This is a genomic window from Streptomyces sp. NBC_01485 (assembly GCF_036227125.1).
GTDB lineage: Bacteria > Actinomycetota > Actinomycetes > Streptomycetales > Streptomycetaceae > Streptomyces.
The window spans coordinates 7,582,875-7,608,676 of sequence record NZ_CP109435.1 but is presented as its reverse complement, the minus strand read 5'-3'; the positions used below and the strand labels follow the sequence as shown (position 1 = coordinate 7,608,676).

The following is a 25,802-nucleotide window of genomic DNA, read 5'->3' as shown; positions in this document are numbered from 1 at the left end:
TCACTTCCTCTCTCGGACGGTGGTGTACGTGACCGGCAGCGCCGTCAGCCGGCGTTGCAGCGGGTTGGGGCGCCACTGGAGTTCCCCGGGTTCGACGGCCGGCCGCAGGTCGGGCAGCCGGCGGACGAGGGTGCCGATGGCGAGCTCGGTCTCCAGGCGGGCCAGGGGCGCGCCGAGGCAGAAGTGCGGCCCGTGGCCGAAGCCGAGATGGCGGTGGGCGGGACGGGTCAGGTCGAGCCGGTCGGGCTCCTCGTGCCGGTCGGGGTCGCGGCCCGCCGAGGAGAGGAAGAGATACACGAGGTCGCCGGCGGGCAGGGTGCGCCCGCCCAGCGGCACGTCCTCGGCGGCCACCCGGACGATCGCCTGGCTGGGACTGTCGTAGCGGACGATCTCGTCGACGGCCGTGCGGATCAGCGCCGGTTCGGCGCGCAGCCGGGCCAGTTGGTCCGGGTTGCGGAGCAGGGCGAGGACGCCGTTGCCGATGAGGTTCGTCGTCGTCTCGTCGCCCGCGGTGATCAGCAGGAAGCACGTCGACAGCAGCTCGTGGTCGGTGAGCCGGTCGCCGCGGGCCTGCGCGGTGACCAGGGCGCTGATCAGGTCGTCGCCTGGTTCGGCGCGCCGCTGCGCGGCGAGCGCGGTCAGGTACGCCTCGAACTCGTCGACGACCTTCTCGGCGCGCTCGATGTCCTCGTGGATCCGGCCGAGCCCGCGGAACCACTCCTTGACGCGGTCCCGGTCGGCCTCGGGGATCCCGAACAGTTCGCAGACCACGGTGTGCGGCAGCGGCGAGGCCACGGCGGTGAGCACGTCGGTCGGCGGCCCCACGGCGACGGCGTCGTCGACGAGCCGGTCCACGACCGCCTGGACCCTCTCCCGCAACTGCTCGACCCGGCGGGCGGTGAACGCCTTGTTGACGAGCCCCCGCAGCCGCGCGTGGTCCGGCGGGTCGGTGTTGCTCATGACCCGCCCGAGCCGGGCGGTGAGGCGGCTCAGGTCGCGCATCCGGCCGTCCCGGGCGACCAGCGCCCCGGTCATCCGCTCACGGTCGTTCGACAACCGCAGGTCGCCGAGGGCCTGTTCGACGTCGGCGTGCCGGGTGACGTACCAGACGCCCTGCGGCGCCGGGTACACCGGGCACTCGGCGCGCATCCGGGCGTAGGTCGGATAGGGGTCGCGGCGGAACGCGTCCGACTGCAGAGCCGCCGCGAAGTCCGCCACGCCGGTGGTGACGGCGCTCATGACGTGGTGTCCGTCCCCGCCGCCATCGCCTCGACGAGGCTCTTGGGCCGCATGTCGGTCCAGGTGGCCTCGACGTACTCCAGGCAGGCCGCGCGGGTGTCCTCGGGGTGGGCGACGGTCCAGCCGTCGGGGACGTCGGCGAAGGCGGGCCAAAGGGAGTACTGCGCCTCGTCGTTGACGAGCACGAGGTAGGTGGCGTCCTGGTCCTCGAAGGGGTTGTTCACGACTGGTTCTCCTGCGTGGTGCGAGGGCTGTCGGATGGGTGACGGTCGGACAGGTGGTGGTCGGACAGGTTGCGGTCGGGAAGGTGCCGCTGGATCTCGGTGATGCGGGCGGCGAGGAGCGGGCCGAGCTGCGCGAGGGAGCCCGGCTGGGTCATGCGGTCGTGGCGGGCGGTGATGTCGTACGAGTCGATGGACCCGGTGACGTAGGGGCGCCAGACGTCGGCGCCCGGGGAGTCCTGTTCGCGGTCGATCGTGGAGTTGAACAGGAGCATGTCTCCCTGGAACAGGGCGGGTCGGAACGTCAGCGCCAGGCTCGCGTTGTTGATCATGATGGCGACGACGGCCTCGATGTGCCGTTCCGTCAGCCCGGCCAGGGCGCTGCCCCGACGCCGCAGCACCTCCATGACCTGCTCGTGGGTGAGCGGCTCCGGGCCCGCCTCCGCGGGGTCGCAGTCGAGCATGCCGACCAGGACGTCGCGTTCGCTGGGCACGGGCGGTTCGTCGAAGGTGAGGTCGGCGACCGGGTAGGCGTCGAGGATCGCGAGGAGCGCGGTGCGCTGCCCCTGCCGCTGGAGTTCGGTGGCGACGGCGTGCGCGATGAGCCCGCCGGCCGACCAGCCGAGGAGCAGGTAGGGGCCGTCCGGCTGGACCTTGCGGATCTGCTCGGCGTAGTCGGCGGCCATCTCCTCGTAGGAGGTGGGGCGGGGTTCGTCGCGGCCGAGGCTGCGGGCCTGGATCGCGTACACGGGGTGTTCGGGGGCGAGATGGTTGAGCAGACCGCTGTAGCACCAGCTGATGCCGCCGCCCGGGTGGACGCAGAACAGCGGGGTGCCCGAGCCCTCCGGGCGCAGCGGCAGCAGGACGTCCAGCGAGTCGTCGGTGTCGCGCAGCGCGAGCCGTTCGGCGAGTCCGGCGACGGTCGGGGTCTGGAAGAGGGTGCGCAGTCCGAGCTCGGCGCCCAGGGTGTCGCGGATCCGGGCGACGAGACGGGCGGCGAGCAGGGAGTGACCGCCCAGGTCGAAGAACCCGTCGTCGATGCCGACCCGGTCCCGGCCCAGCACCTCGGCGAACAGATCGCACAGCACCTGCTCGTGCGGGGTGCGCGGGCCGCGCCCGGTGCCGTCGCTGCCGGGGCCGTACTCGGGGGCGGGCAGGGCGGCCCGGTCGAGCTTGCCGTTGGCGGTCAGCGGAAGCGCGTCGAGGGTGACGAAGGCGGCGGGGCAGAGGTGGGCGGGCAGGTCGCGACGGAGGAGCTCGGCGACGGCGAGCGGGTCGAAGTGGTCAGTTCCGGTGGGGGTGTTGGTGCCGGTTCCGGTGTTGGCGGCAGGGACGACATAGGCGACGAGCCGTTGGTCGCCGGGGCGGTCCTCGCGGGCGACGACCGCCGCCTGGGCGACGCCGGGGCAGCGGGCGAGGGCGGCCTCGACCTCACCGGGTTCGACGCGGAAGCCCCGTAGCTTGACCTGGTCGTCGGCGCGGCCGGCGAATTCCAGGGTGCCGTCGTCGAGCCACCGGGCCAGGTCGCCGGAGCGGTACATGCGGGCGCCGGGCGGGCCGTAGGGGTCGGCGGTGAAGCGTTCGGCGGTGGCGGCGGGGCGGCCGGCGTAGCCGCGCGCGACACCCGTCCCGGCGATGTACAGCTCGCCCACCACACCGGCCGGGGCGGGCCGCAGCCGGTCGTCGAGGACGTACAGCCGCATGCCGGCCATGGGACGTCCGAGGGGCACGGAACGGGCGGGGTCGGGCGGGGTGTCCATGCGGTGGTGGGCGGCGAACGTGGTGGTCTCCGTCGGGCCGTAGCCGTTGACGACCCGGAGGCCCGGGCAGGCGTCCATCACGCGGGCGACGGCCGTCGCGGACACCACGTCACCGCCGGTCCACACCTCACGCACCCCGGCGAGCCCGGCGGGCTCCTCCTCGGCCACGACCCGGAACAGCCCGGCCGTCAACCACAGGCCGGTCACCCCCTGTTCGGCGATCGCGGCACACAACTCCCGTACGTCGAGACGGCCTTGCGGGGCGACGACGACCCGGCCGCCTCCCAGCAGCGGCACCCACAGCTCGTAGGTGGACGCGTCGAACGCGGCCGGCGCGTGGAGCAACACCCGCTCGTGGGCGTCGCGGGCGTCGTGGGCGTCGTGAGTGCCCCAGCACGGGGCGAGGGCGAGCCCGGCCACGTCGGCGTGGGTGACGGCGATGCCCTTGGGACGACCGGTGGAGCCCGAGGTGTACATCACGTAAGCCAACTGGTCCGGACGGCAGTCGACTTGGGGTGCGTCGGTACGTAGCTCGGCGGCCAGCAGGGCGGTGAGCACGTCCTCGGTGAGGACGAGGGCGGCGCCGGTCTCACGCACAACCAGGTCGATGCGGGCGGGCGGGAACCCCGGGTCCAGCGGCACGTATCCGCCGCCCGCCTTGACGACGCCCAGGATCGCCACGACCAGGTCGGCCGAGCGTTCCATGAGGACGGCCACCGGTGTCTCGGCCCGCACTCCCTGACCGGCGAGCGCGTGGGCGAGGCGGTTGGCGCGGGCGTCGAGTTGGGCGTACGTGAGCGTGTCGTCGCCGCTCGCCACGGCCACCGCGTCCGGGGTGGCCCGTACCCGCTCGGCGAACAGTTCCGGCAGGGAACGGCGGGCGGCGGCGGGCAGTACGGCGCCGGTGTCGTTGTGGCCGATCAGGAGCAGGTGGCGTTCGTCGTCCGCCAGCAGGTCGATGCCGCCGATGGGCTCCCCGGGCCGGGCCACGACCGCCTCCAGCAGGCGGATCCAGCGGGCGACGAGCGTGGCCACGGTGGGGGCGTCGAACAGGTCGGTGGCGTATTCGACCGCGCCGGTGAGGCCCTCGGGGGTGCCGTCGTCGGCGTACCGCTCGGCGAGGCTGAGGGTGAGGTCGCAGCGGGCGGTGCCGGTCGGCACGGCCACCGGCACGGTCGTCAGCCCAGCGAGGCCGAAGCCTCCGCCGGGGCCTCCGCCGGGGGCGTTCTGCAAGGCCAGCATCACCTGGAAGAGGGGGTGGTGGGAGAGCGAGCGGGCCGGGTTGAGAACCTCGACCAGGTGCTCGAAGGGCACGTCCTGGTGGGCGTAGGCGGCGAGGGCGGACTCCCGTACCCGGCCCAGGAGTTCGGCGAAGGTCGGGTCGCCGGAGGTGTCCGTGCGCAGCACGAGCGTGTTGACGAAGAACCCGACGAGGTCGTCCAGCGCCTGGTCGGTACGTCCCGCCACCGGGCTGCCGACGGGGATGTCGGTGCCGGCCCCGAGGCGGCTCAGCAGCGCGGCGAGACCGGCCTGCAGGGCCATGAACATGCTGGCACCGCGCTCGGCCGCGAAGTCCCGCAAGGCACGGTGGAGTTGGGCGTCGAGGTGGATCGGCAGCGTGCTGCCGCGCTGCGAGGCGACGGCCGGACGCGGCCGGTCGGCCGGCAGTGTGATCTGCGCGGGCAGTTCCACCAACGTCCGTGTCCAGTAGGCGAGTTGGGCGGCGAGCCGACTGTCCGTGTCGGACGCCTCACCGAGCAGCTCCCGTTGCCAGAGGGCATAGTCGGCGTACTGGACCGGCAGGGAAGCCCAGTTGGGCTCCTCGCCCTCGCACCGGGCGGCGTAGGCGGTCGCCAGGTCCCGGGACAGCGGCCCCATCGACCAGCCGTCCCCGGCGATGTGGTGGACGGCGATCAGCAGGATGTGATCGTCGGGCGTGAGCGCGAACAGCTCGGCCCGCAGCGGCGGTTCGACGGCGAGGTCGAACCCGCGCCGGGCGGCCCCGGCGAGCAGTTCCGGCAGCCGCGCCTCGTCGGTCTCGGTGACCGGCAGCTCCGGACGCACGTCCAGGACGAGCTGGTGGGGCACGCCGTCGGCCTCCGGGAACACCGTCCGCAGACTCTCGTGCCGGGCGACGACGTCACCGAGGGCCAGCCGCAGCGCCATCCGGTCCAGGGGACCGGTCAGTCGCAGCGCCAGCGGCATGACGTACGTGGCGGCGCTCGGCCCCTCCATCCGGTGCAGGAACCACAGCCGCTGCTGGGCGTACGACAGCGGCACCCGCTCCGGACGCTCCACGCGGGCGGTGAGCGGCGTCCGGGCCTCCCCGGCCTCGTCGAGCCGTACGGCGAGCAGGGCCGGTGTGGGCGCCTCGAACAGGGCGCGGACGTCGAGTTCGGCGCCCAGCGCGGCCCGGACGCGGGAGACCAGCCGGGTGGCGAGCAGCGAGTGTCCGCCCAGGTCGAAGAAGCTGTCGTCGACGCCGACCCGGCCCACACCGAGAACCTCGGCGAACAGGTGCACGAGCAGCTCCTCCTGCGGAGTGCGCGGCTCCCGGCTGCCCCGGCTCGCCGCGTCGGCGGGGGCGGGCAGAGCGGCCCGGTCCAGCTTGCCGTTGGCGGTGAGCGGAAGTTCGTCGAGCACGACGAACAGGGACGGCACGAGGTGCTCGGGGAGCCGTACGCGCACGAAGTCCCGCAGGTCGCGGACGAGGGAGCCGGAAGTACGGTCGGCGGCAGGCGTGTTGGTGAACGTCCCGGTATGGCGGGCCGGCCAGTACGCCTCGACGGGAGCGTCCGGGTCGTCCGCCCGCGCCGGGTCGACGAGCACGACGTCGAGGAGGTCGGGGGCGTCCGGCGACCAGGTGACGTGCGCCCGGCGACCCGTGGAGGCACCCAGCGCGTGCCAGACCTCGGGGTCGATACCGGGGTCAACACCGGGGTCGGCTCCGGACTTCGTACCGCTGTCGTCCCCGTGCACCGCTCGGTCGGCGGCGACCTCGCCGCTCACCCGGGCGTTGGGCACGCCCGTGATCCGCAGCACCGGGGGGTCCTCCGCTGCCACGAGGTCGCGTACGTCGTCCGGCGTGCCCACGGCACGGCCCCAGGCGACCTCCGTGAAACCGTTCCACTGCCCGGCGGGCCGGATGTGCAGGGTGACGTCGTAGCGGTGGCGGGTGAGTTCGTTGTGGTGCCGGCCGCGCTTGACCTCGACGGCGACAGCACCGACCGCGTCGACCTGGCCCCGCAGCGCGGCGAAGAAGTCGGGATCGACGAGGAGTTCCTCCTCGGTGCGCAACGCCCGCTCGACGCCTCGGCGGACCTCCATGGGATCGGGGGCGGTGTCGGTGTCAGGGTCGGGGTAGGTGTCGTTGCCCCGGTGCAACTGGACTGCGGTGGCCAGCGCCCGCTGCGACCGCAGGTTGCGCACGTCGCCGATGAAGAAGGCACCGCCGGGCGCGAGGAGTGAGGTCAACTTCCGGACGACGTCGAGCAGATACTCGGCGCTGGGGAAGTACTGGACGACCGAGTTGAGGATGATGGTGTCGAACCCGCCCGGCAGTTCGGCGACGTCGTGCGCGGGCTGGGTGCGCAGCACGACCCGCTCCGCCAGCGCCGGGTCCCGGCCCACCTGTTCCGCGAGGGCGTCGACGGCCGTGGCGGAGAAGTCGGTGGCCCAGTACGCCTCGCAGTCCGGCGCGACCCGGGCCAGCAGCAGCCCCGTGCCGACGCCGACCTCCAGGACCCGGCGCGGCTTCAGCGCCCGGATGCGGTCCACGGTGGCGTCCCGCCACTCCCGCATCTCCGCCTCGGGGATGGGACGGCCGTCGTAACTGCTGTTCCAGCCGGTGAAGTTCTCACCGAGGGCAGCCTGCGCGGCCCTCACCGGCAGGGCGTCGTAGATCTCCCGCCAGCCGGCGATGTGGTCCTGCTCACGACCGCGGTCGCGCTCCGGACGGGACGTGACGGTGGTGTCGGCGGCGGTGTCGGCGGCGGGGACGACATAGCCGACGAGCCGTTCATCGCGTACGGCCACGACGGCACGCCCGACGCCAGGATGAGCGGCGAGAACGGTCTCAATCTCGGCGGGCTCGACCCGGAACCCACGCACCTTCACCTGCTCATCGGCCCGGCCGACGAACTCCAACTCACCATCCGCACGCCACCGCACCACATCACCCGTGCGATACATACGCCCACCGGGGATCTCACCGAACGGATCGGCGACAAAACGACCGGCGGTCAGACCCGGCTGCCGCAGATACCCACGCGCAAGCCCCGCACCAGACACATACAACTCACCCGCCACACCAGGCGGCACAAGCTGCAACCCCGAATCAAGCACATACACACGCGCGTTGACGATCGCCCGCCCGATCGACGGCACCCCACCCGACACCGTCAACGGCGCACTCATCGTCGCGCACACCGTCGTCTCCGTCGGACCATACGCATTGATCATCCGACGCCCAGAAGCCCACCGCGCCACCAACTCCGGCGCACACGCCTCCCCCGCCACCACCAACGTCGACACCGACAGCTCCCCCACACCCACAGCCGCCAGCACCGACGGCGGCAAGGTCACATGGGTGATGTCCGAAGTCAGGCCTGCCAAAGGGTTGTTCGGTGGCGGGAGGACGAGAGTCGCCCCGGTGAGCAGGGCCGTGTACAGCTCGGACACGGACGCGTCGAAGCTGGGCGAGGCGAACTGCAGCACCCTGCTCGTCGCGTCGATGGCGAACCGCTCGACCTGCGCGGCCACCAGGTGCGCGATGCCCGCGTGACTGACGACGACACCCTTGGGCCGCCCGGTCGAACCGGAGGTGTAGCTGACGTAGGCAGGATGCCGCACATCCACAGGAACCCCGGGATCGGACTCCGGGAAGCCGCCGACAAAGTCCAAGTCAAGGACCACGAGCGCCGGTTGAGCGTCGTCCAGCATGAACGCGATACGCGCTTCGGGATACCCGGGATCGACGGGCAGATAGGCGGCCCCCGCCTTCATCGTGCCCAGGATCGCGACGACGAGGTCCACGGAACGCGGCAGGACTAGGGCGACAACGTCCTCCGCACCGACACCACTGCTTACGACGGCATGCGCGAACTGGTTGGCACGCGCGTCGAGTTCGGCGTACGTCAGCTCGGTGCCGTCGTCGGACACCAGGGCCACCGCATCGGGCGTGGCCCGTACCTGGCGGGCGAAGGCGGTCGGCAGCGGTACCGGGTCGACGGGTACGGCGGTGTCGTTGGCGACATTGGCGGCGTTGGCGTCGTGGAGCAGACGGTGGCGTTCGTCGGCGGAGAGGAGGTCGATGCGGGCGACGGGCCGGGCAGGGTCGGCGACGACGGCGTGCAGCAGCCGGGTCCAGCGGTCGACGAGGTCGGCGACCGTGGCCCGGTCGTACAGGTCGGTGGCGTACTCGACCGCGCCCGCGATGCCCGCCGGGGAGCCGTCGCCGGCGTGCCGTTCGTACAGGTTGAAGCCGAGGTCGAACTTGGCGGTGCCGGTGGGCACGGTCACCGGCGCGACCCGCAGGCCGGGCAGGTCGAACTCGCCCATCGGCGCGTTCTGCAGCGCGAACATCACCTGGAACAAGGGGTGATGGGAGAGCGAGCGGGCCGGGTTGAGCTCCTCGACGAGGTTCTCGAACGGCAGGTCCTGGTGGGCGTAGGCGCCCAGCGCGTTCTCCCGCACCCGCCGCACCAGCTCCTCGAACGAGGGGTCGCCGGAGGTGTCGGTGCGCAGGACGAGCGAGTTGACGAAGAACCCGACGAGGTCGTCGAGGGCCTGGTCGGTGCGGCCGGCGATGGGGCTGCCGACGGGAATGTCGGTGCCCGCGCCGAGACGGGTGAACAGGGCGGCGAGGGCGGCTCGCAGCACCATGAACAGGCTCGCGCCCGAGCCACGCGCGAGCCGGGCCAGTCCGGCGTGCAGCTCGGCGTCCAGCTCGACGAGCAGGTACTCGCCCCGGTAGGTGGCGACGGCCGGGCGGGACCGGTCCGCAGGGAGCTGGAGTTGATCCGGGAGGTCCGCCAACCGCTCTTTCCAGTAGGCGAGTTGGGCGGCGAAGACGCTGTCGGGGGCGGTCGGGTCGCCGAGCAGTTCGCGTTGCCAGAGGGTGTAGTCGGCGTACTGGGCGGGCAGCGGCGCCCACTCGGGCTTGTGCCCCGCGCTGCGGGCCGCGTACGCCTCGGCGAGGTCGCGGGAGAGGGGTCCGGTGGACCATCCGTCGCCTGCGATGTGGTGCATGACGAGCAGCAGGACATGCTCCTCGTCCGAGAGCGTGAACAGGTGGGCGCGCAGGGGGACTTCGGCGGACAGGTCGAAGGGGTGGCGGGCGGCCTCGGCGAGCGCCTGCGCCAACCGGGACTCGTCGGTGTGCGTCGCGCACAGGCGTGGGCGGGCGGTGTCGGGGTCCAGCACGTTCTGGTACGGGGCGCCGTGGGCCTCGGGGAAGACCGTGCGGAGGGTCTCGTGCCGGGCGACGACGTCCGCGAGGGCCTCGGCCAGCGCCCGCTCGTCGAGCCGTCCGGACAGGCGCAGGGCGAGGGGGATGTTGTAGCTGGTGCCGGGGCCGTCCATCTGCTGGAGGAACCACAGCCGGCGCTGCGCGAACGACAGGGGTGTCCGCTCGGGCCGGTCGGCCGCCGTCAGTGCGGGCCTGGCCCGGTCGGCGCCGTCCAGCGCTGCGGCGAGCCCGGACACGGTGGGCGTCTCGAACAGGGTGCGCAGGGCGAGTTCCGCCCCCAGCACGGCCCGGACACGTGAGACGAACCGGGTGGCGAGCAGAGAGTGTCCGCCCAGGTCGAAGAAACTGTCGTCGAGGCCGACGCGTTCGACGCCCAGCACCTCGGCGAACAGCCCGGCCAGCAACTGTTCCCTCGGGGTGCGCGGAGCCCGCCCGGCGGTCTCGGGCGCGAAGTCCGGGGTGGGCAGGGCGGCCTTGTCGAGCTTGCCGTTGGGGGTCAGCGGCAGGGCGTCCAGCAGGACGACCGCGCTCGGCACCAGGTGCTCGGGGAGCCGGTCCCGCAGGAAGCCGAGCAGCACGGCCGGCTGCGGTTCCGCGTCCCGCTCGGCCACGACATAGCCGACGAGCCGCTCCTGCCGCACGGCCACCACGGCGTGCGCCACGGCGGGATGGGCGGCGAGTACGGTCTCGATCTCGCCGGGCTCGACCCGGAACCCACGCACCTTCACCTGCTCGTCGGCCCGGCCGACGAACTCCAACTCACCATCCGCACGCCACCGCACCACATCACCCGTGCGATACATACGCCCACCGGGGGTCTCACCGAACGGATCGGCGACGAAACGGCCGGCGGTCAGACCCGGCTGCCGCAGATACCCACGCGCAAGCCCCGCACCAGACACATACAACTCACCCGCCACACCAGGCGGCACAAGCTGCAACCCCGAATCAAGCACATACACACGCGCGTTGACGATCGCCCGCCCAATCGACGGCACCCCACCCGTCGCCGCGAGCGGCCCACTCATCGTCGCGCACACCGTCGTCTCCGTCGGACCATACGCATTGATCATCCGACGCCCAGAAGCCCACCGCGCCACCAACTCCGGCGCACACGCCTCCCCCGCCACCACCAACGTCGACACCGGCAGCTCCTCAACAGCGGCCAGCGCCGACGGCGGCAACGTCACATGGGAGATGTCCGAGGTCAGGCCCGTCAGGGGAGCATCGGCCGGGGCCAGGACCAGGCACGCTCCGGTGAGCAGCGCTGCGCACAGGTCCCAGAAGGAGGCGTCGAAGCTCGGTGAGCTGAGCTGGAGCACCCGGCTGGAGTCGTCGAGTCCGAGCCGCGCGACCTGCGCCGCGACCAGGCTGGGCACGCCTCCGTGGGTGACGACGACGCCCTTGGGTCGCCCGGTCGAACCGGAGGTGTAGATGACGTAGGCAGGATTCCGCACGTCCACACGGACCCCGGGATCCGACTCCGGGAAACCGTCGGCGAAGTCCAAGTCCCGCACGACCAAGGCAGGTTGTGCATCCTCCAACATGTGGGCGATACGCGCCTCGGGATACCCGGGATCGACGGGCAGATAGGCGGCCCCCGCCTTCATCGTCCCCAGCACGGCTACGACCAGCTCCACCGAACGCGGCAGAACAAGGGCGACGACATCCTCCGCACCGACACCACTGCTTACGAGGGCATGCGCGAACTGGTTGGCACGCGCGTCGAGTTCGGCGTACGCCAGCTCGGTGCCGCCGGAGACGACCGCGACCGCGTCCGGGCGGCGGGCCGCCTGCTGTCGGAACAGTTCGGGAAACGTGGTCTCCGGAACGTCGATGGCATCGTGGCCGTGGTCCTGGCCGTTGTCGTTGTCGTTGGCATGCAGGAGTGCGGTGCGTTCGTCGGCGTCGAGGATGTCGAGGCGGCCGATCGGGCGGTCGGGTGCCGTGACGGCGGCGGTGAGCAGGCGCACCCACCGGTCGAAGAGCGTGCGGACGGTGTCCTCGTCGAACAGGTCGGCGCTGTACTCGACGATGGTGTCGAGGCCGTCGGGCGTGCCGTCCGGGCGACGCCGTTCGGTGAGGGCGAAGGCCAGGTCGAGCCGGGCGGTGCCGGTGCGCACGGGCTGCGGGGAGGTCTCCAGGCCGTCGAGGGCGAAGTCGCCGTCGGGGGTGTTCTGGACGGCGAGCAGCGTCTGGAACAGCGGGTGGTGGGAGAGGGAGCGGGCCGGGTTCAGGGCCTCGACGAGGTGCTCGAAGGGGACGTCCTGGTGGGCGTAGGCGGCGAGGGCGGACTCCCGCACCCGGCCCAGGAGTTCGGTGAAGGTCGGGTCGCCTGAGGTGTCCGTACGCAGCACCAGCGTGTTGACGAAGAACCCGACGAGATCGTCCAGCGCCTGGTCCGTGCGGCCGGCGAAGGGGCTGCCGACAGGAATGTCGGTGCCCGCGCCGAGGCGCGTGTAGAGGGCGGCGAGACCGGCTTGGAGCACCATGAACAGGCTGGCGCCGGTGCGGCGGGCGAGGGCGGCCAGCTCGCCGTGCAGTCCGGCGTCGACGGATGTGGTGAGCAGGCCGCCCCGGTGGGTGGAGTCGGCGGGGCGCGGCCGGTCGGTGGGGAGGTGGAGGAGGTCGGGCAGGCCGGCGAGGGTGTGCGTCCAGTGGGCGAGTTGGCGGGCGTAGGTGCTGTCCGCGTCGGACTCGTCGCCGAGCAGGTCGCGTTGCCAGAGCGTGTAGTCGGCGTACTGCACGGGCAGCGGAGCCCAGTTGGGCTGCTGCCCCGCGCGGCGGGCCGCGTACGCGGTCGCCAGGTCCGTCGACAGGGGGCGCAGGGACCAGCCGTCGGCGGCGATGTGGTGCAGGGCGAGGAGGAGGACGTGTTCGTCTGCCGCGAGAGTGAACAGGTGGGCGCGCAACGGTAGTTCGGCGGCGAGGTCGAAGTCGTGGCAGGCGGCTGCGGTCAGCAGTACGGGGAGGTCGGTCTCGTCGGCGTCGGTGACCGTGAGGGGGATCCGGGCCTCGGCGGCGGGCAGGATCCGCTGGTGCGGTACGCCGTCCGTGTGCGGGAACACCGTGCGCAGCGTTTCGTGCCGGCCGACGACGTCGGTGAGCGCCTCGGTGAGGGCGGCCCGGTCGAGCGGTCCGCGCAGCCGCAGCGCGAGCGGCATGTGGTAGCCGGCGTTCGCGCCTTCCAGCCGGTGCAGGAACCACAGACGGCGCTGGGCGAACGACAGCGGCAGGGGCAGTTGAAGAGGGTGCTCGGTCCGCGCGGCCGGAGTCAGGGCCGGGCGGGCTACGGCGGCCTCGTCGAGGCGGGCGGCGAGTCCGGCCGGGGTGGGGGCCTCGAAGAGGTGGCGCAGGGGGAGTTCCACGCCGAGGGTGGCGCGGACGCGGGACACCAGCCGGGTGGCCAGCAGGGAGTGGCCGCCCCGGTCGAAGAAGTCGTCGTCGAGCCCGGCGCGGTCGAGCCCCAGCACCTCGGTGAACAGGTCGCAGAGGATCTGCTCCTGCGGGGTGTGCGGCGCCCGGCTCCCCCGGGTGTCCGGGGCGGGGTCGGGCAGAGCGGCACGGTCGAGTTTGCCGTTGGGGGTGAGCGGGATGGCGTCGAGCGCGACGACGTGTGACGGGACCATGTAGTCGGGGAGGCGGTCGCGCAGGTGGTCCAGAAGTACTACGGGTACGACGCTCGCTCCGGCGGCCGGGACGACGTAGGCGACGAGCCGGTCCTCGCGGGGGACGACGACGGCCCGCGCGAGCGTCGGGTGGGCGGTGAGCGCGGCCTCGACCTCGCCGGGTTCCACGCGGAAACCGCGTACCTTCACCTGGTGGTCGGCGCGGCCGAGGAACTCCAGCTCGCCGTCCGTACGCCATCGTGCGAGGTCGCCGGTGCGGTACATGCGGGCCCCGGCCGGCCCGTAGGGGTCGGCGACGAAGCGTTCGGCGGTCAGGGCGGGCCGGTTCTGGTAGCCGCGGGCCAGGCAGGCCCCGGCGAGATACAGCTCGCCGGGCACGCCGGTCGGTACGGGTCGCAGCGCGGCGTCGAGCACGTAGGCGCGGGTGTGGTCGACGGGGCGGCCGATGGGCACCGGCAGCGGGCAGTCGCCGAGGTCGGCGGGGAGCGTGTACGCGGTCACGACGTGGGTCTCCGCCGGGCCGTAGTGATTGTGCAGGCGCCGGTCCGGGCGGCGGGCGTGGAAGCGGCGCAGCGCGTCGCCGAGCCGCATCGCCTCGCCGGCCTGGGCGATGGTCCGCAGGTGCGGCAGGTCCCGCCCGTGTTCCTCGGCGGCCTCCGCGAGCGCCTCCAGCACCAGGGCCGGCGCGAACAGCTCCTCGACGCGGTGTGTCTCCAGCCAGCCGGCGAGGAGTTCGGCGCTGCGCCGCTGTTCCTCGGTGGGGATCACGAGCGTCTTGCCGTACAGCAGCGCCGACAGCGTCTCCTGCACCGATACGTCGAAGCTCACCGCGGTGAACTGCGCGGTACGGGTGCCGGGGCCGCCGCCCACACCGCGGTGGTGCCAGTGCAGCAGGTTGGCGAGCGCGGCCGACGGCATGACGACGGCCTTGGGCCGCCCGGTGGAGCCGGAGGTGTAGATGACGTACGCCGGATGACGGCCGTCGATCGCGACATCGGGGTCGGTGTCAGGGTCGGTGTCGGGGTGAGCGGCCCCCGCGTCCACGGCGGCCGGGTCGTCCAGGACGAGGATCGGACGGGCGTCGTCCAGCATGAACGCGCGGCGCGCGGCCGGATACTCCGGGTCCACGGGCAGGTAGGCGGCGCCGGTCTTGAGGACCGCCAGGATCGCGACGACCAACTCGGCCGAGCGGGGCAGGACGAGCGCGACGACCGTCTCCGGTCCGGCGCCCCGGCCGATGAGCGCGTGCGCCAGCCGGTTCGCACGGGCGTTGAGCTGCGCATACGTGACAACGGTGTCCTCGAGGACGACTGCGGGGGCGTCCGGGGTGGCCCGTACCCGCGCCTGGAACAGCTCGGGAAGGCTTACGTCGGTGACAGCCGGCCCGTAGGACGGCGTCGTTCCGAGAAGCCGGTCGTGTTCGTCGTCGAGGAGGACGTCGAAGCGGCCGATCGGCCGGTCCGGGTGGGCGACCGCCTCGTGCAGCAGGCGCGTCCAGCGGGCGAGGAGCCGCTCGACCGTGGCGTCGTCGAACAGGTCGGTGGCGTACTCGACGTAGCCGTGCAGACCGGCCGCATCACCGGTGCCGCGCTCCAACAGGTGGAAGGAGAGGTCGAACATGGCCGTGGCGTGGTGCACCGGCAGGATCTCGGCGTGCAGGCCCGGCAGGTCGAAGGCGCCGCGCGGCACGTTCTGCAGCGCGAGCAGTACTTGGAACAGCGGTTGGCGGGACAGCGACCGGGCCGGGTTGAGTGCCTCGACCAGGTGGTCGAAGGGCAGTTCCTGGTGGGCGTAGGCCCCGAGGGCCGACTCCCTTACCCGGCCCAGGAGTTCGGAGAAGGTCGGGTCGCCGGAGGTGTCCGTACGCAGCACCAGCGTGTTGACGAAGAACCCGACGAGATCGTCAAGCGCCTCGTCGGTGCGACCGGCGATGAGACTGCCGACCGGGATGTCGTCCCCGGCGCCCAGTTTCTTCAGCAGCGCGGCGAGTGCGGCTTGGAGCACCATGAACAGGCTGGCGCCGTGCTGCCGGGCCAGGCCGAGGAGGCCGGCGTGCAGTTCGGCGTCGAGGGTGACGGGCAGCTGGCGGCCCTGGAAGGACGGCGTCGCCGGGCGCGGCCGGTCGGTGGGCAACTGGATCTGCTCGGGAAGCGCGTTCAGCGTGCTCGTCCAGTGGGCGGCCTGAAGGGCGAACAGGCTCCCGGTGTCGGCCGGTTCGCCGAGCAGCGCACGCTGCCAGAGGGTGTAGTCGGCGTACTGCACCGGCAGCGGTGCCCACTTGGGCTCCCGCCCGGCGCTGCGCGCCGCGTACGCGGTCGCCAGGTCCTTCGACAGCGGGCCCAGCGACCATCCGTCGCCCGCGATGTGGTGCACGACGACCAGAAGCACGTGCCGGTCGGCTCCGGTGGTGAACAGCCCGGCGCGCAACGGCGGTTCGGCGGCGAGATCGAAGGTCCGGCCTACGGCACGGTCGAGCAGCGCCAGCAGATCGCCCTCGTCGGTCGCGTCGGTCGCGTCGACCTCGGTGAGGGGCAGGTCCGGGCGGGCCTGTTCGGCGTCCAGGACGAGCTGGTAGGGCACTCCGTCGGCGGACGTCGGGTAGAGGGTGCGCAGGATCTCGTGCCGGGCCACCACGTCGGCGAGGGCCCGACCGAGGGCCTCACGGTCGAGCGGGCCGTTCAGCCGCCAGGCGAGCGGAATGTGGTAGGCGGCGCTGTTCCCGTCGAGTTGGTGCAGGAACCACAGGCGGTGCTGCGCGGACGACAGTGGCATCCGCTCCGGCCGCGGGGCCGGCACCAGCGCGGGCCGCGCCTCCCCGGCACTACTCAGCCCTTCCGCAAGCCCGGCCACGGTCGGCGTCTCGAAGAGGGCGCGCAGTTCGAGTTCGGCACCCAGGGCGGCACGGACGCGGGCGACGAGTCGGGTGGCGAGGAGGGAGTGACCGCCCAGGCCGAAGAAGTCGTCGTCCACGCCGACGCGTTCGACACCGAGCACTTCCGCGAACAGTTCGGCGAGCACCTGCTCCTGCGGAGTGCGCGGCACCCGCCCGGCCGCGTCGGGCGTGAACTCCGGTTCGGGCAGACCTTTACGGTCCAGCTTGCCGTTGACGGTCAGCGGCAGCGCCTCCAGCGCGACGAACGTGGCCGGGACCATGAACTCCGGTAGCCGGTCCCGCAGATACCCCCGCAGGACGTCCGGTTCGACCTCCCCCGCGCCGGTGGGGACGACGTACGCGACGAGCCGGGTGTCGTCGGCACGATCCTGACGCGCCACGACGGCCACGTCACCGACGCCGCGATGGGAGGCCAACACGGCCTTGATCTCACCGAGTTCGATCCGGAAGCCCCGCACCTTGACCTGGTCGTCGGCACGTCCCGCGTACTCCAACGTGCCGTCGGCCCGCACGCGCACCAGGTCACCCGTGCGGTACATACGGGCACCGGCCGGTCCATAGGGGTCGGCGACGAAGCGCTCGGCGGTCAGGGCAGGCCGGTTGAGGTAGCCACGGGCGAGACCGGCCCCGGCCACGTACAACTCCCCCACCACACCTGCCGGTACGGGACGCAGCCACCGGTCGAGCACATACGTCCGCAGGTCCGGGATTCGTGAGCCGATCACGCTGGAGCTGTCGCCGATGGACCGGGCGTCGAGGGCGGTGTGGGTGACGTGGACGGTGGTCTCGGTGATGCCGTACATGTTGACCAGCACCGGAGCATCGTCCGCATGACGGGCGTACCAGTCGGAGAGACGGGCGGGTTCGAGTGCCTCTCCACCGAACACGACCGTGCGCAGGGCGAGTTGGGTGCCCGGGTGCTCCCGGTCGGCCCGCATCAACTGATAGAAGGCCGACGGCGTCTGGTTCAGGACCGTCACCCGCTCCTGCGCCAGCAGCCGCAAGAACGCCTCCGGCGACCGCGACGTCTCGAACGGCACCACCACCAACCGACCACCGTGCAGCAGCGGACCCCACAACTCCCACACCGAGAAGTCGAACGCGTAGGAATGGAACAACGTCCACACGTCATCCGCACCGAACCCGAACCACTCCCGCGTCGCCGCGAACAACCGCACCACATTCCCGTGCGGAACAACCACACCCTTCGGACGCCCCGTCGAACCCGACGTATAGATGACATAGGCCGGATGCTGCGGGTCCAACGGCACCACGGGGTCGGTGTCCGGCAAGCCCTCCGACTCCACCGCCGCCAAGTCATCCACGACCAGCACCGGCCGGGCGTCCTCAAGCATCAACTCCCGCCGCGCCGCCGGATAATCCGGATCCACCGGCAGATAGGCAGCCCCCGCCTTCAACACACCCAGAACCCCGACCACCAACTCCACCGAACGCGGCAACGCCAGAGCGACGACGTCCTCGACACCCACCCCACGCCCGATCAACGCATGCGCAACCCTGTTGGCCCGCCGGTTCAACTCCCCATACGACAACGCCACTTCACCCGACGCGGTCACCGCCACCGCATCCGGCGTCTCCCGCACCCGCCCCTCGAACAACCCCACGAGGCTGTCTTCCGCAACGAATGGCTCGGCCGAGGGAAGCGACAGTCGCCGTTCCTCCTCCGTCAGGACGTCGAACCGGCTGAGCCGGCACCCCGGTTCGGCGACCGCCGCACGCAGCAGGCGTACCCAGCGGTCGCACATGGCCTGGATCGTGTCGGCGTCGTACAGGTCGCCGGCGTACTCGACGAAGCCGTCGATGCCCTGCGGGGCTCCGTCGTCCGTGTGCCGTTCGGACATGGAGAAGATCAGGTCGAGCTTGGACGTGGTGGTGGTGAGCTGGACGCTGCTGGTGGACAGGCCGGGCGGGGCGAAGTCGACGCCGGGTGCGTTCTGCAGGACGAGCATCACTTGGAAGAGCGGGTGGTGGGCCAGGGAGCGCACCGGGTTGAGGGCCTCGACGAGGTACTCGAAGGGCAGGTCCTGGTGGGCGTAGGCGGCCAGGGCCACGTCCCGGACCCGGTCGAGGAGTTCGGTGAAGGTCGGGTCGCCGGAGGTGTCGCTGCGGAAGACGAGGGTGTTGACGAAGTAGCCGATCAGGTCGTCGAGGGCCTGGTCGGTGCGGCCGGCGATGAGACTGCCCACCGGGATGTCGTCCCCGGCGCCGAGCTTGTTCAGCAGCGCGGCGAGTCCGGCTTGGAGCACCATGAACAGGCTGGTGCCCTGGTCGCGAGCCAACTCCCGTAGGTTTGCGTGCAGTTCGGCGTCCAGCCGGACCCGGACGAAGCCTCCCTCGTGAGAGGCGACCGCCGGGCGGGGCCGGTCGGTGGGGAGTTGGATCTGCTCGGGGAGTCCTTGCAGCGTGCTCGTCCAGTGGGCGGCCTGGCGGGCGAACAGGCTGCCGGGATCGGTGGCGTCGCCGAGCAGTTGGTGCTGCCAGAGGGTGTAGTCGGCGTACTGCACCGGCAGCGGCGACCAGTCGGGCTCCGCGCCCCGGCAGCGGGCGGCGTAGGCGTCGGCGAGGTTGTGCGCCAGCGGTCCGAGGGACCAGCCGTCGCCCGCGATGTGGTGGATGACCAGCAGCAGTACGTGCTCGTCCGGGCCGAGCGCGAACAGCTCCGCGTACAGGGACAGGTCGACGGCCAGGTCGAAGGGACGGCGCAGCGCCTCCGCCAGTACGGCGTCGAGGTCCGCCTCGGTCGTCTCCCGCGCCGTCAGCCGCAGCAGGGCCTCCGCTGCGGACCCGGTGAGGATTCGCTGGTACGGGGTGCCGTCGATCTGCGGGTACAGCGTGCGCAGGCTCTCGTGGCGGCCCAGGACGTCGGCGAGGGCCTGTGTCAGGGCGGGTCGGTCGAGCGGGCCGGTGAGCCGCCAGGCGAGCGGAATGTTGTAGTTGGCGCTCGCGCCCTCCAACTGGTGCAGGAACCACAGGCGGCGCTGGGCGAACGACAGCGGGACCAGTTCGGGCCGCTCCTCGTACGGGGTGAGGGCGAGACGGGCCTGTCCGGCGCCCGCGAGGCTCGCGGCCAGCCCGGCCGGCGTCGGGGCCTCGAACAGGGTGCGCAGTTCCAACTCCACACCCAGGGTGGCCCGGACGCGGGCGACGAGCCGGGTGGCGAGCAGGGAGTGACCGCCCAGGTCGAAGAAACCGTCGTCCACACCGGCCTCGGCGACCCCGAGGATCTCGGCGAACAGCTCGCACAGGATCTGCTCCTGCGGCGTGCGCGGTGCCCGGCCCGCGCCCAGACCGCCACCGACCTGCGGTTCGGGCAGCGCTCGCCGGTCCAGTTTGCCGTTGACGGTGAGCGGCAGCGCCTCCAGCGTCACGAACGCGGCCGGGACCATGTACTCCGGGAGGCGTTCACGGAGGTGCTCTCGGAGAGTCGCGGGGTGCGCCGTGCCGCCGGGTGCGGGGACGACGTAGGCGACGAGCCGGGTGTCGTCGGCACGGTCCTGGCGGGCCACGACGGTCACATCGCCCACCTCGGCATGGGCCGCCAACGCGGCCTCGATCTCACCGAGTTCGATTCGGAAGCCCCGCACCTTGACCTGGTCGTCGGCTCGGCCGACGAACTCGAGCACGCCACGGGCGTTCCGGCGCACGACGTCACCGGAGCGGTACATCCGCGTGCCGGGCGGGCCGTAGGGGTCGGCAACAAAGCGCTCGCCGGTGAGTCCGGGCCGGTTCTGGTAGCCACGGGCCAGGCCGGCCCCGGCGACGTACAACTCCCCTGCCACGCCGGGCGGTACGGGACGCAGGTGGTCGTCGAGCACGTGGACGCGCAGGTCGGGAATCGCCGCCCCGATCACACTCGCGGTGCCGACGACGGCGCTGTCCCGGGTGAGGGCGGTGTGGGTGACGTGGACGGTGGTCTCGGTGATGCCGTACATGTTCACCAGCACCGGAGCGTCGTCCGCATGACGGGCATACCAGTCGAAGAGACGGGCCGGCTCCAGCGCCTCTCCACCGAACACGACCGTGCGCAGGGCGAGTTGGGTGCCCGGGTTCTCCCGGTCTGCCTGCATCAACTGATAGAAGGCCGACGGCGTCTGGTTCAGGACCGTCACCCGCTCCTGCGCCAGCAGCCGCAAGAACGCCTCCGGCGACCGCGACATCTCGAACGGCACCACCACCAACCGACCACCGTGCAGCAGCGGACCCCACAACTCCCACACCGAGAAGTCGAACGCGTAGGAATGGAACAACGTCCACACGTCATCCGCACCGAACCCGAACCACTCCCGCGTCGCCGCGAACAACCGCACCACATTCCCGTGCGGAACAACCACACCCTTCGGACGCCCCGTCGAACCCGACGTATAGATGACATAGGCCGGATGCTGCGGGTCCAACGGCACCATGGGGTCGGTGTCGGGGAGGCCTTCCGCCTCCACCCCGCCCAGATCATCGAGGACCAGCACCGGCCGGGCGTCCTCCAGCATCAACTCCCGTCGAGCGGACGGATAGTCGGGGTCCAGCGGGAGATAGGCCGCCCCCGCCTTCAACACGCCCAGAACCGCGACCACCAACTCCACCGAACGCGGCAACGCCAGAGCGACGACGTCCTCGACACCCACCCCACGCCCGATCAACGCATGCGCAACCCTGTTGGCCCGCCGGTTCAACTCCCCATACGACAACGCCACTTCACCCGACGCGACCACCGCCACCGCATCCGGCGTCTCCCGCACCCGCCCCTCGAACAACCCCACCAGGTCGCCGTCCACGACGGACGGCGCTTCGGCGATGCTGCTGGGCGCGGGCAGCAGCAGCTCGCGCTCCGCCTCCGTCAGGACGTCGAACCGGCTGAGCCGTAGGGCCGGTTGGGCGACCAGTGTGTTCAGCAGGTGTGTCCAGCGGCCGGCCATCGTCTCGACCGTCTCCCGGTCGAACAGGTCGGTGCTGTACTCCACGGTGCCGACGAGGCCGGCCGGGGTGCCGTCGGGGTGGGTGCGTTCGGCCAGGTTGAAGGTGAGGTCGCACTTGGCGGTGCGGGTGGAGACCAGGCTCGTCCGTACATGCAGGCCGGGCAGGTCGAACTCGCCGAGGGGGGCGTTCTGCAGGGCGAGCATCGTCTGGAACAGCGGGTGGTGGGCGAGAGAGCGTGTCGGGTTGAGCTCCTCCACCAGGTGCTCGAACGGCAGATCCTGGTGGGCGTAGGCGGCCAGGGCGTTGCGGCGGACCCGGTCGAGGAGTTCGGTGAACGTGGGGTCACCGGAGAGGTCGGTGCGCAGGACGAGCGTGTTGACGAAGAAGCCGACCATGTCGTCGGCGGCCTCGTCGGTGCGGCCGGCGACGGGGGCGCCGAGGGGGATGTCGGTGCCCGCGCCGAGCTTGCCGAGCAGGGCGGCCAGGCCCGCCTGGAGGACCATGAACAGGGTCGCCCCGTGGGCGCCGGCGAGTTCCCGGAGCCGGCGGTGGAGGTCGGCGTCCAGGCGCAGGGGCAGTTGCTCGCCACGGTAGGTCGTCGCGGCCGGGCGGGGCCGGTCGAAGGGCAGGTCGAGCCGCTCGGGCAGGTCTGCCAAGTTGGCTGCCCAGAAGGTGAGTTGGCGGGCGGAGAGGCTGTCGGGGTCGGTGGCGTCGCCGAGAAGGTCGCGCTGCCAGAGGGTGTAGTCGGCGTACTGCACGGGCAGCGGCGACCAGTCGGGCTCCGCGCCCCGGCAGCGGGCCGCGTAGGCGCGGGTGACGTCGTCGGCCAGGGCGGACAGGGACCAGCCGTCGCCGACGATGTGGTGGACGACGAGGAGGAGCACATGCTCGTCGGGCGCGAGCGCGAACAGCTCGGTGTGGACGGGCGGTTCGGCGGCCAGGTCGAAGGGGCGGCGCGCAGCGGCGGCGAGCAGGTCGGGGAGTTCGGCCTCGGTGACGGGGGTGACGGTCGGGCGGGGCGCGGCCCGGTCGACGTCCAGGACCCGCTGGAAGGGCACCCCGCGTTCGTCGGGGAAGACCGTGCGCAGGCTCTCGTGCCGGGTGACGACGTCCCGCAGGGCCGCCACGAGGGCGGCCTGATCGAGGATGCCGGACAGGCGCAGGGCGAGCGGGATGTGGTAGGTGACGCCGGTGCCTTCGATGCGCTGGAGGAACCACAGCCGGCGCTGCGCGGACGACAGCGGTACGGCGTCCGGCCGCTCGTACGGGCGCAGCGCGGGACGGGTGCGGCCGGTGGTGGCCGTGCCGTCTGCGCTGCCTGTGGTGTTCGTGGTGTCCAGGACCGTGTCGAGGGACGCGGGGGTCGGGGCGTCGAAGAGGTCGCCGAGCCGCAGGTCGGTGTCGAGGGCCGCGCGGATCCGGGCGAGGAGGCGCATGGCCAGCAGCGAGTGACCGCCGAGGGCGAAGAAGTCGTCGTCGACGCCGACGTGCGGGACGCCGAGGACGTCGGCGAACAGTCCGCACAGCAGTTCCTCGCGGGCGGTGCGCGGGGCGCGGCTCTCCCGGGCGTCCGGGGCGGCGGGGGCGGGGAGGGCCTGCCGATCGAGTTTCCCGGTGGGGGTCAGCGGCAGCGCGTCGAGCGTGACGAACGCGGCCGGGACCATGTGGTCGGGGAGGCGTTCGCGCAGGTGGGCGCGGAGTTCGTCCGGGTGCGGCGGGGTGCTGCCGGGCTCGGCGACGACGTAGGCGACCAGCCGGGAGGTACCGGTGTCACCGTCCTGGTGGCTGCCGTCCTGTCGGGCCACGACCGAGGTGCGGGCCACGGCCGGGTGGGCGCTCAACTGCGCCTCGATCTCGGCGGGTTCGACGCGGAAGCCCCGGATCTTGACCTGGTCGTCGGCGCGGCCCAGATACTCGAGTACGCCCTGCGAGGTGCGCCGGACGAGGTCGCCGGTGCGGTACATGCGGGTGCCGGGCGGGCCGTAGGGGTCGGCGACGAAGCGCTCGCCGGTGAGTCCGGGCCGGTTCAGGTAGCCACGGGCCAGGCCGGTGCCCGCGATGTACAGCTCACCGGGCGCTCCGTCGGGAACGGGTTGCAGAGCGCTGTCGAGGACATGGGCGCGGCAGCCGGTCACCGGGTTGCCGATCGCGGGCCGGGTGGTGGTGTCGAGGGAGGCGGTGACGGCGTCGACGGTGCACTCGGTGGGGCCGTAGAAGTTGTGGACGCGTACGCCTTCGGCGGCGCGCAACTCCCGCCAGAGGCTCTCCGGCACGGCCTCGCCACCGGCGACGATCACGGACGGCCGCCACCCCTCCCCGTCTTCCCGCTCCCCGTCGAGCAGGCCGTGGTCGAGAAGGACCCGCAGGTACGACGGGGTGGCGTTGACGAAGTCGAGGCGGTGGCGGGCGAGATGGGCGACGAAGGCCTGCGGGTCGGCCCAGGTGTCGCGGTCGAGGACGTGCAGTTCGTGCCCGGCGAACAGGCAGGCGAGCTGGTCCCAGGAGGCGTCGAAGGAGAGGGAGGTGGTCAGCGCCACCCGCATCCGGTCGCCCAAGGACGGGTACAGCGCCCCGAGTTGGTGGAGCACCAGGTTCGTCACCGCCGCGTGGGTGGCCACGACTCCCTTGGGGCGTCCGGTGGAGCCCGAGGTGTGGATGACGTAGGCGGGGTGACGTGGGTCGCGGACAGCGTGCGGGGCGGTTCGCGGGGCGGCGGTGAGGCGCGCGGCGGTGTCGGGGGCGTCCAGGACGACGACGTCGGCGGTCACGTCGTGCGGCAGCCGGGGCAGCCGGGACCGGGTGGTGCCGTCGGTCACCAGGACGGTCGGGCGGGTGTCGTCGAGGAGGTCGGCGAGGCGGGCGGAGGGATGGTCCGGGTCGAGGGGGACGTAGGCCGCGCCGGTCTTCAGGACCGCCAGGACGGACGCGATCAGCTCGGCGGAGCGGGGCAGCGCGAGGGCGACCAGGCGTTCCGGACCGGTGCCGTGCGCGGTGAGGAGGTGGGCCAGACGGTTGGCTCGGGCGTCGAGTTCGGCGTAGGTGAGGGTCGCGTCGGAAGCGACGACGGCGACGGCGTCCGGAGTGCGGCCGACCTGCTGTTCGAAAAGATCTGCGAGGTGGGCGGGCGAAGCCGGGTCCGATGCCGATACCGATACGGACGTCGGCACCGGCACCGGCACCGGCACCTCGACGCGGCCGACCGGGCGGTCTTCCTCGTCCGTGTCGGCGAGGCTCTCCAGGAGGCTCGTCAGGCCGTGTCGGTGGGCGTGGCGTTCGTCGTCGTCCCAGGCGTCGGCGGCGGCCTGGAGTTTGAGGTGCGGTCCGGTGCCGTCGTGACGGTCCAGCGCCCATACGGCGAGTTCGGTGGCGGGGCCCTCGGCGAGGCTGTGCGCGGTCGCCGCCAGGCCGGCGAAGCGGAGATCGCTGTCGAAGGACATGATGTTGACGACCGCGGCGTAGGCCGAGCCCGGGGCGCCGGGCAGGCCCAGGTCGCGGTGCATGTCCTCGCCGCGGTAGCGCTGGTGCCGTACCGCCGCCCGGACCTCGGCGTCGACCTGCCCGAGCAGCGCGGACCAGGACATGCCGGGCCGTACGGTCAGCCGCAGCGGCACCATGTTGGAGACCACGCCCGGAGTCGCCGTGAGGACCGGGTCGCCGTGGTCGCGGCCGGTGACGGGGAGGCCGAGGAGGACGTCGTACGCGCCGGTGCGGCGGTGCACGTACAGCGCGGTGGCCGCGATCAGGACGCGCGACCAGCGCACTCCGGCGCGCGCGGCCAGCGTGTCGAGGGCGTGGCGGACGGGCTCGGCGGGCAGCGGGGTGTGCCTCGGGCCGGCGGTGAGGCGGCCCGCGGAGCGGCCGATGCGGACGGGCTCGGGGAGGGCGGCGAGGCGCTCGGCCCAGTACGCGCGGTCGGCGGTGAAGCGGTCGGAGGCGCGGTAGCCGGCGTCGCGGTCCACGACGGCCCGGAGTGGCGGGAACGGGGTCGGCTCCGGCGTACGCCCTTCGGCGAGCGCGGTGTGGACGGCCGCGACCCGGCGGGCGATCAGGGCGTATCCGAGGCCGTCGGAGAGGAGGTGGTGGTAGCTGTGGTACCAGAGGTGGTGGTCGTCCGAGAGCTTGATCAGGGCCTGGCTGAAGAGGCGGTCGCGGGTGAGGTCGAGGGGCCGCAGGCGGTCGGCGGCCATCCACTCCAGGGCGGCGGCGCGCGGGTCGTCGCGCATGCTCAGGTCGAGGTGTCGGGGGCTGTAGTCCCCCGGCTCCCCCATGATCTGCCGTGGTCCGTCGTCGCCGCCGTCATTGCCGTGGTCGCCGTCGGCGCCGTCGGTGAAGGTGACGTGCAGGGCCTCGTTCTCGGCGACGACCTGGCGCAGTGCGGTGGTGAACAGGTCGGTGTCGACGGGGCCGGGGAGGTCCACGTACTCGCCGATGCGGTAGGTGGGGATCACCCCGTCCGTGCGCTGTTCGGCGAGCCAGAGTTCGCGCTGAGCCGCCGTCAGGGGCAGGGCGACGTCATCGCGAGCAGACATGGGGGTACCTCCAGAGGTGCTGTGTGGAGCTGGGGCCGCCGGGAGCGGGGCGCGAGACGAGGAGACGGCCACCTGGCCGCCCGGGGACGCGGGCGCGGGCACAGGTGCGCAGACGCGCAGGCTGCGGAGA

At 72.4% G+C, this 25,802-nt stretch carries 3 protein-coding genes; all 3 read right to left on the bottom strand.

The window, feature by feature from the left end; genetic code table 11:
* The 3 genes from OG352_RS33595 to OG352_RS33585 are packed head-to-tail and all read right to left on the bottom strand — an operon-like array spanning position 1 to position 25,672.
* Positions 1 to 1,239, bottom strand: a complete 1,239-nt coding sequence (locus OG352_RS33595) for a cytochrome P450 family protein (protein WP_329222130.1) — start codon at positions 1,237 to 1,239, stop codon at positions 1 to 3.
* A complete protein-coding gene (locus OG352_RS33590) occupies positions 1,236 to 1,463 on the bottom strand; it encodes an MbtH family protein (RefSeq protein ID WP_329222129.1) in 228 nt (75 codons plus the stop codon). Before OG352_RS33590 ends, OG352_RS33595 begins: the two co-directional genes overlap by 4 nt.
* Complete coding sequence (locus OG352_RS33585; protein ID WP_329222128.1) at positions 1,460 to 25,672, bottom strand: non-ribosomal peptide synthase/polyketide synthase; 24,213 nt, start codon at positions 25,670 to 25,672, stop codon at positions 1,460 to 1,462. The genes OG352_RS33590 and OG352_RS33585 overlap by 4 nt, the downstream gene beginning before the upstream one ends.
* Positions 25,673 to 25,802: the final 130 nt, after the last annotated feature.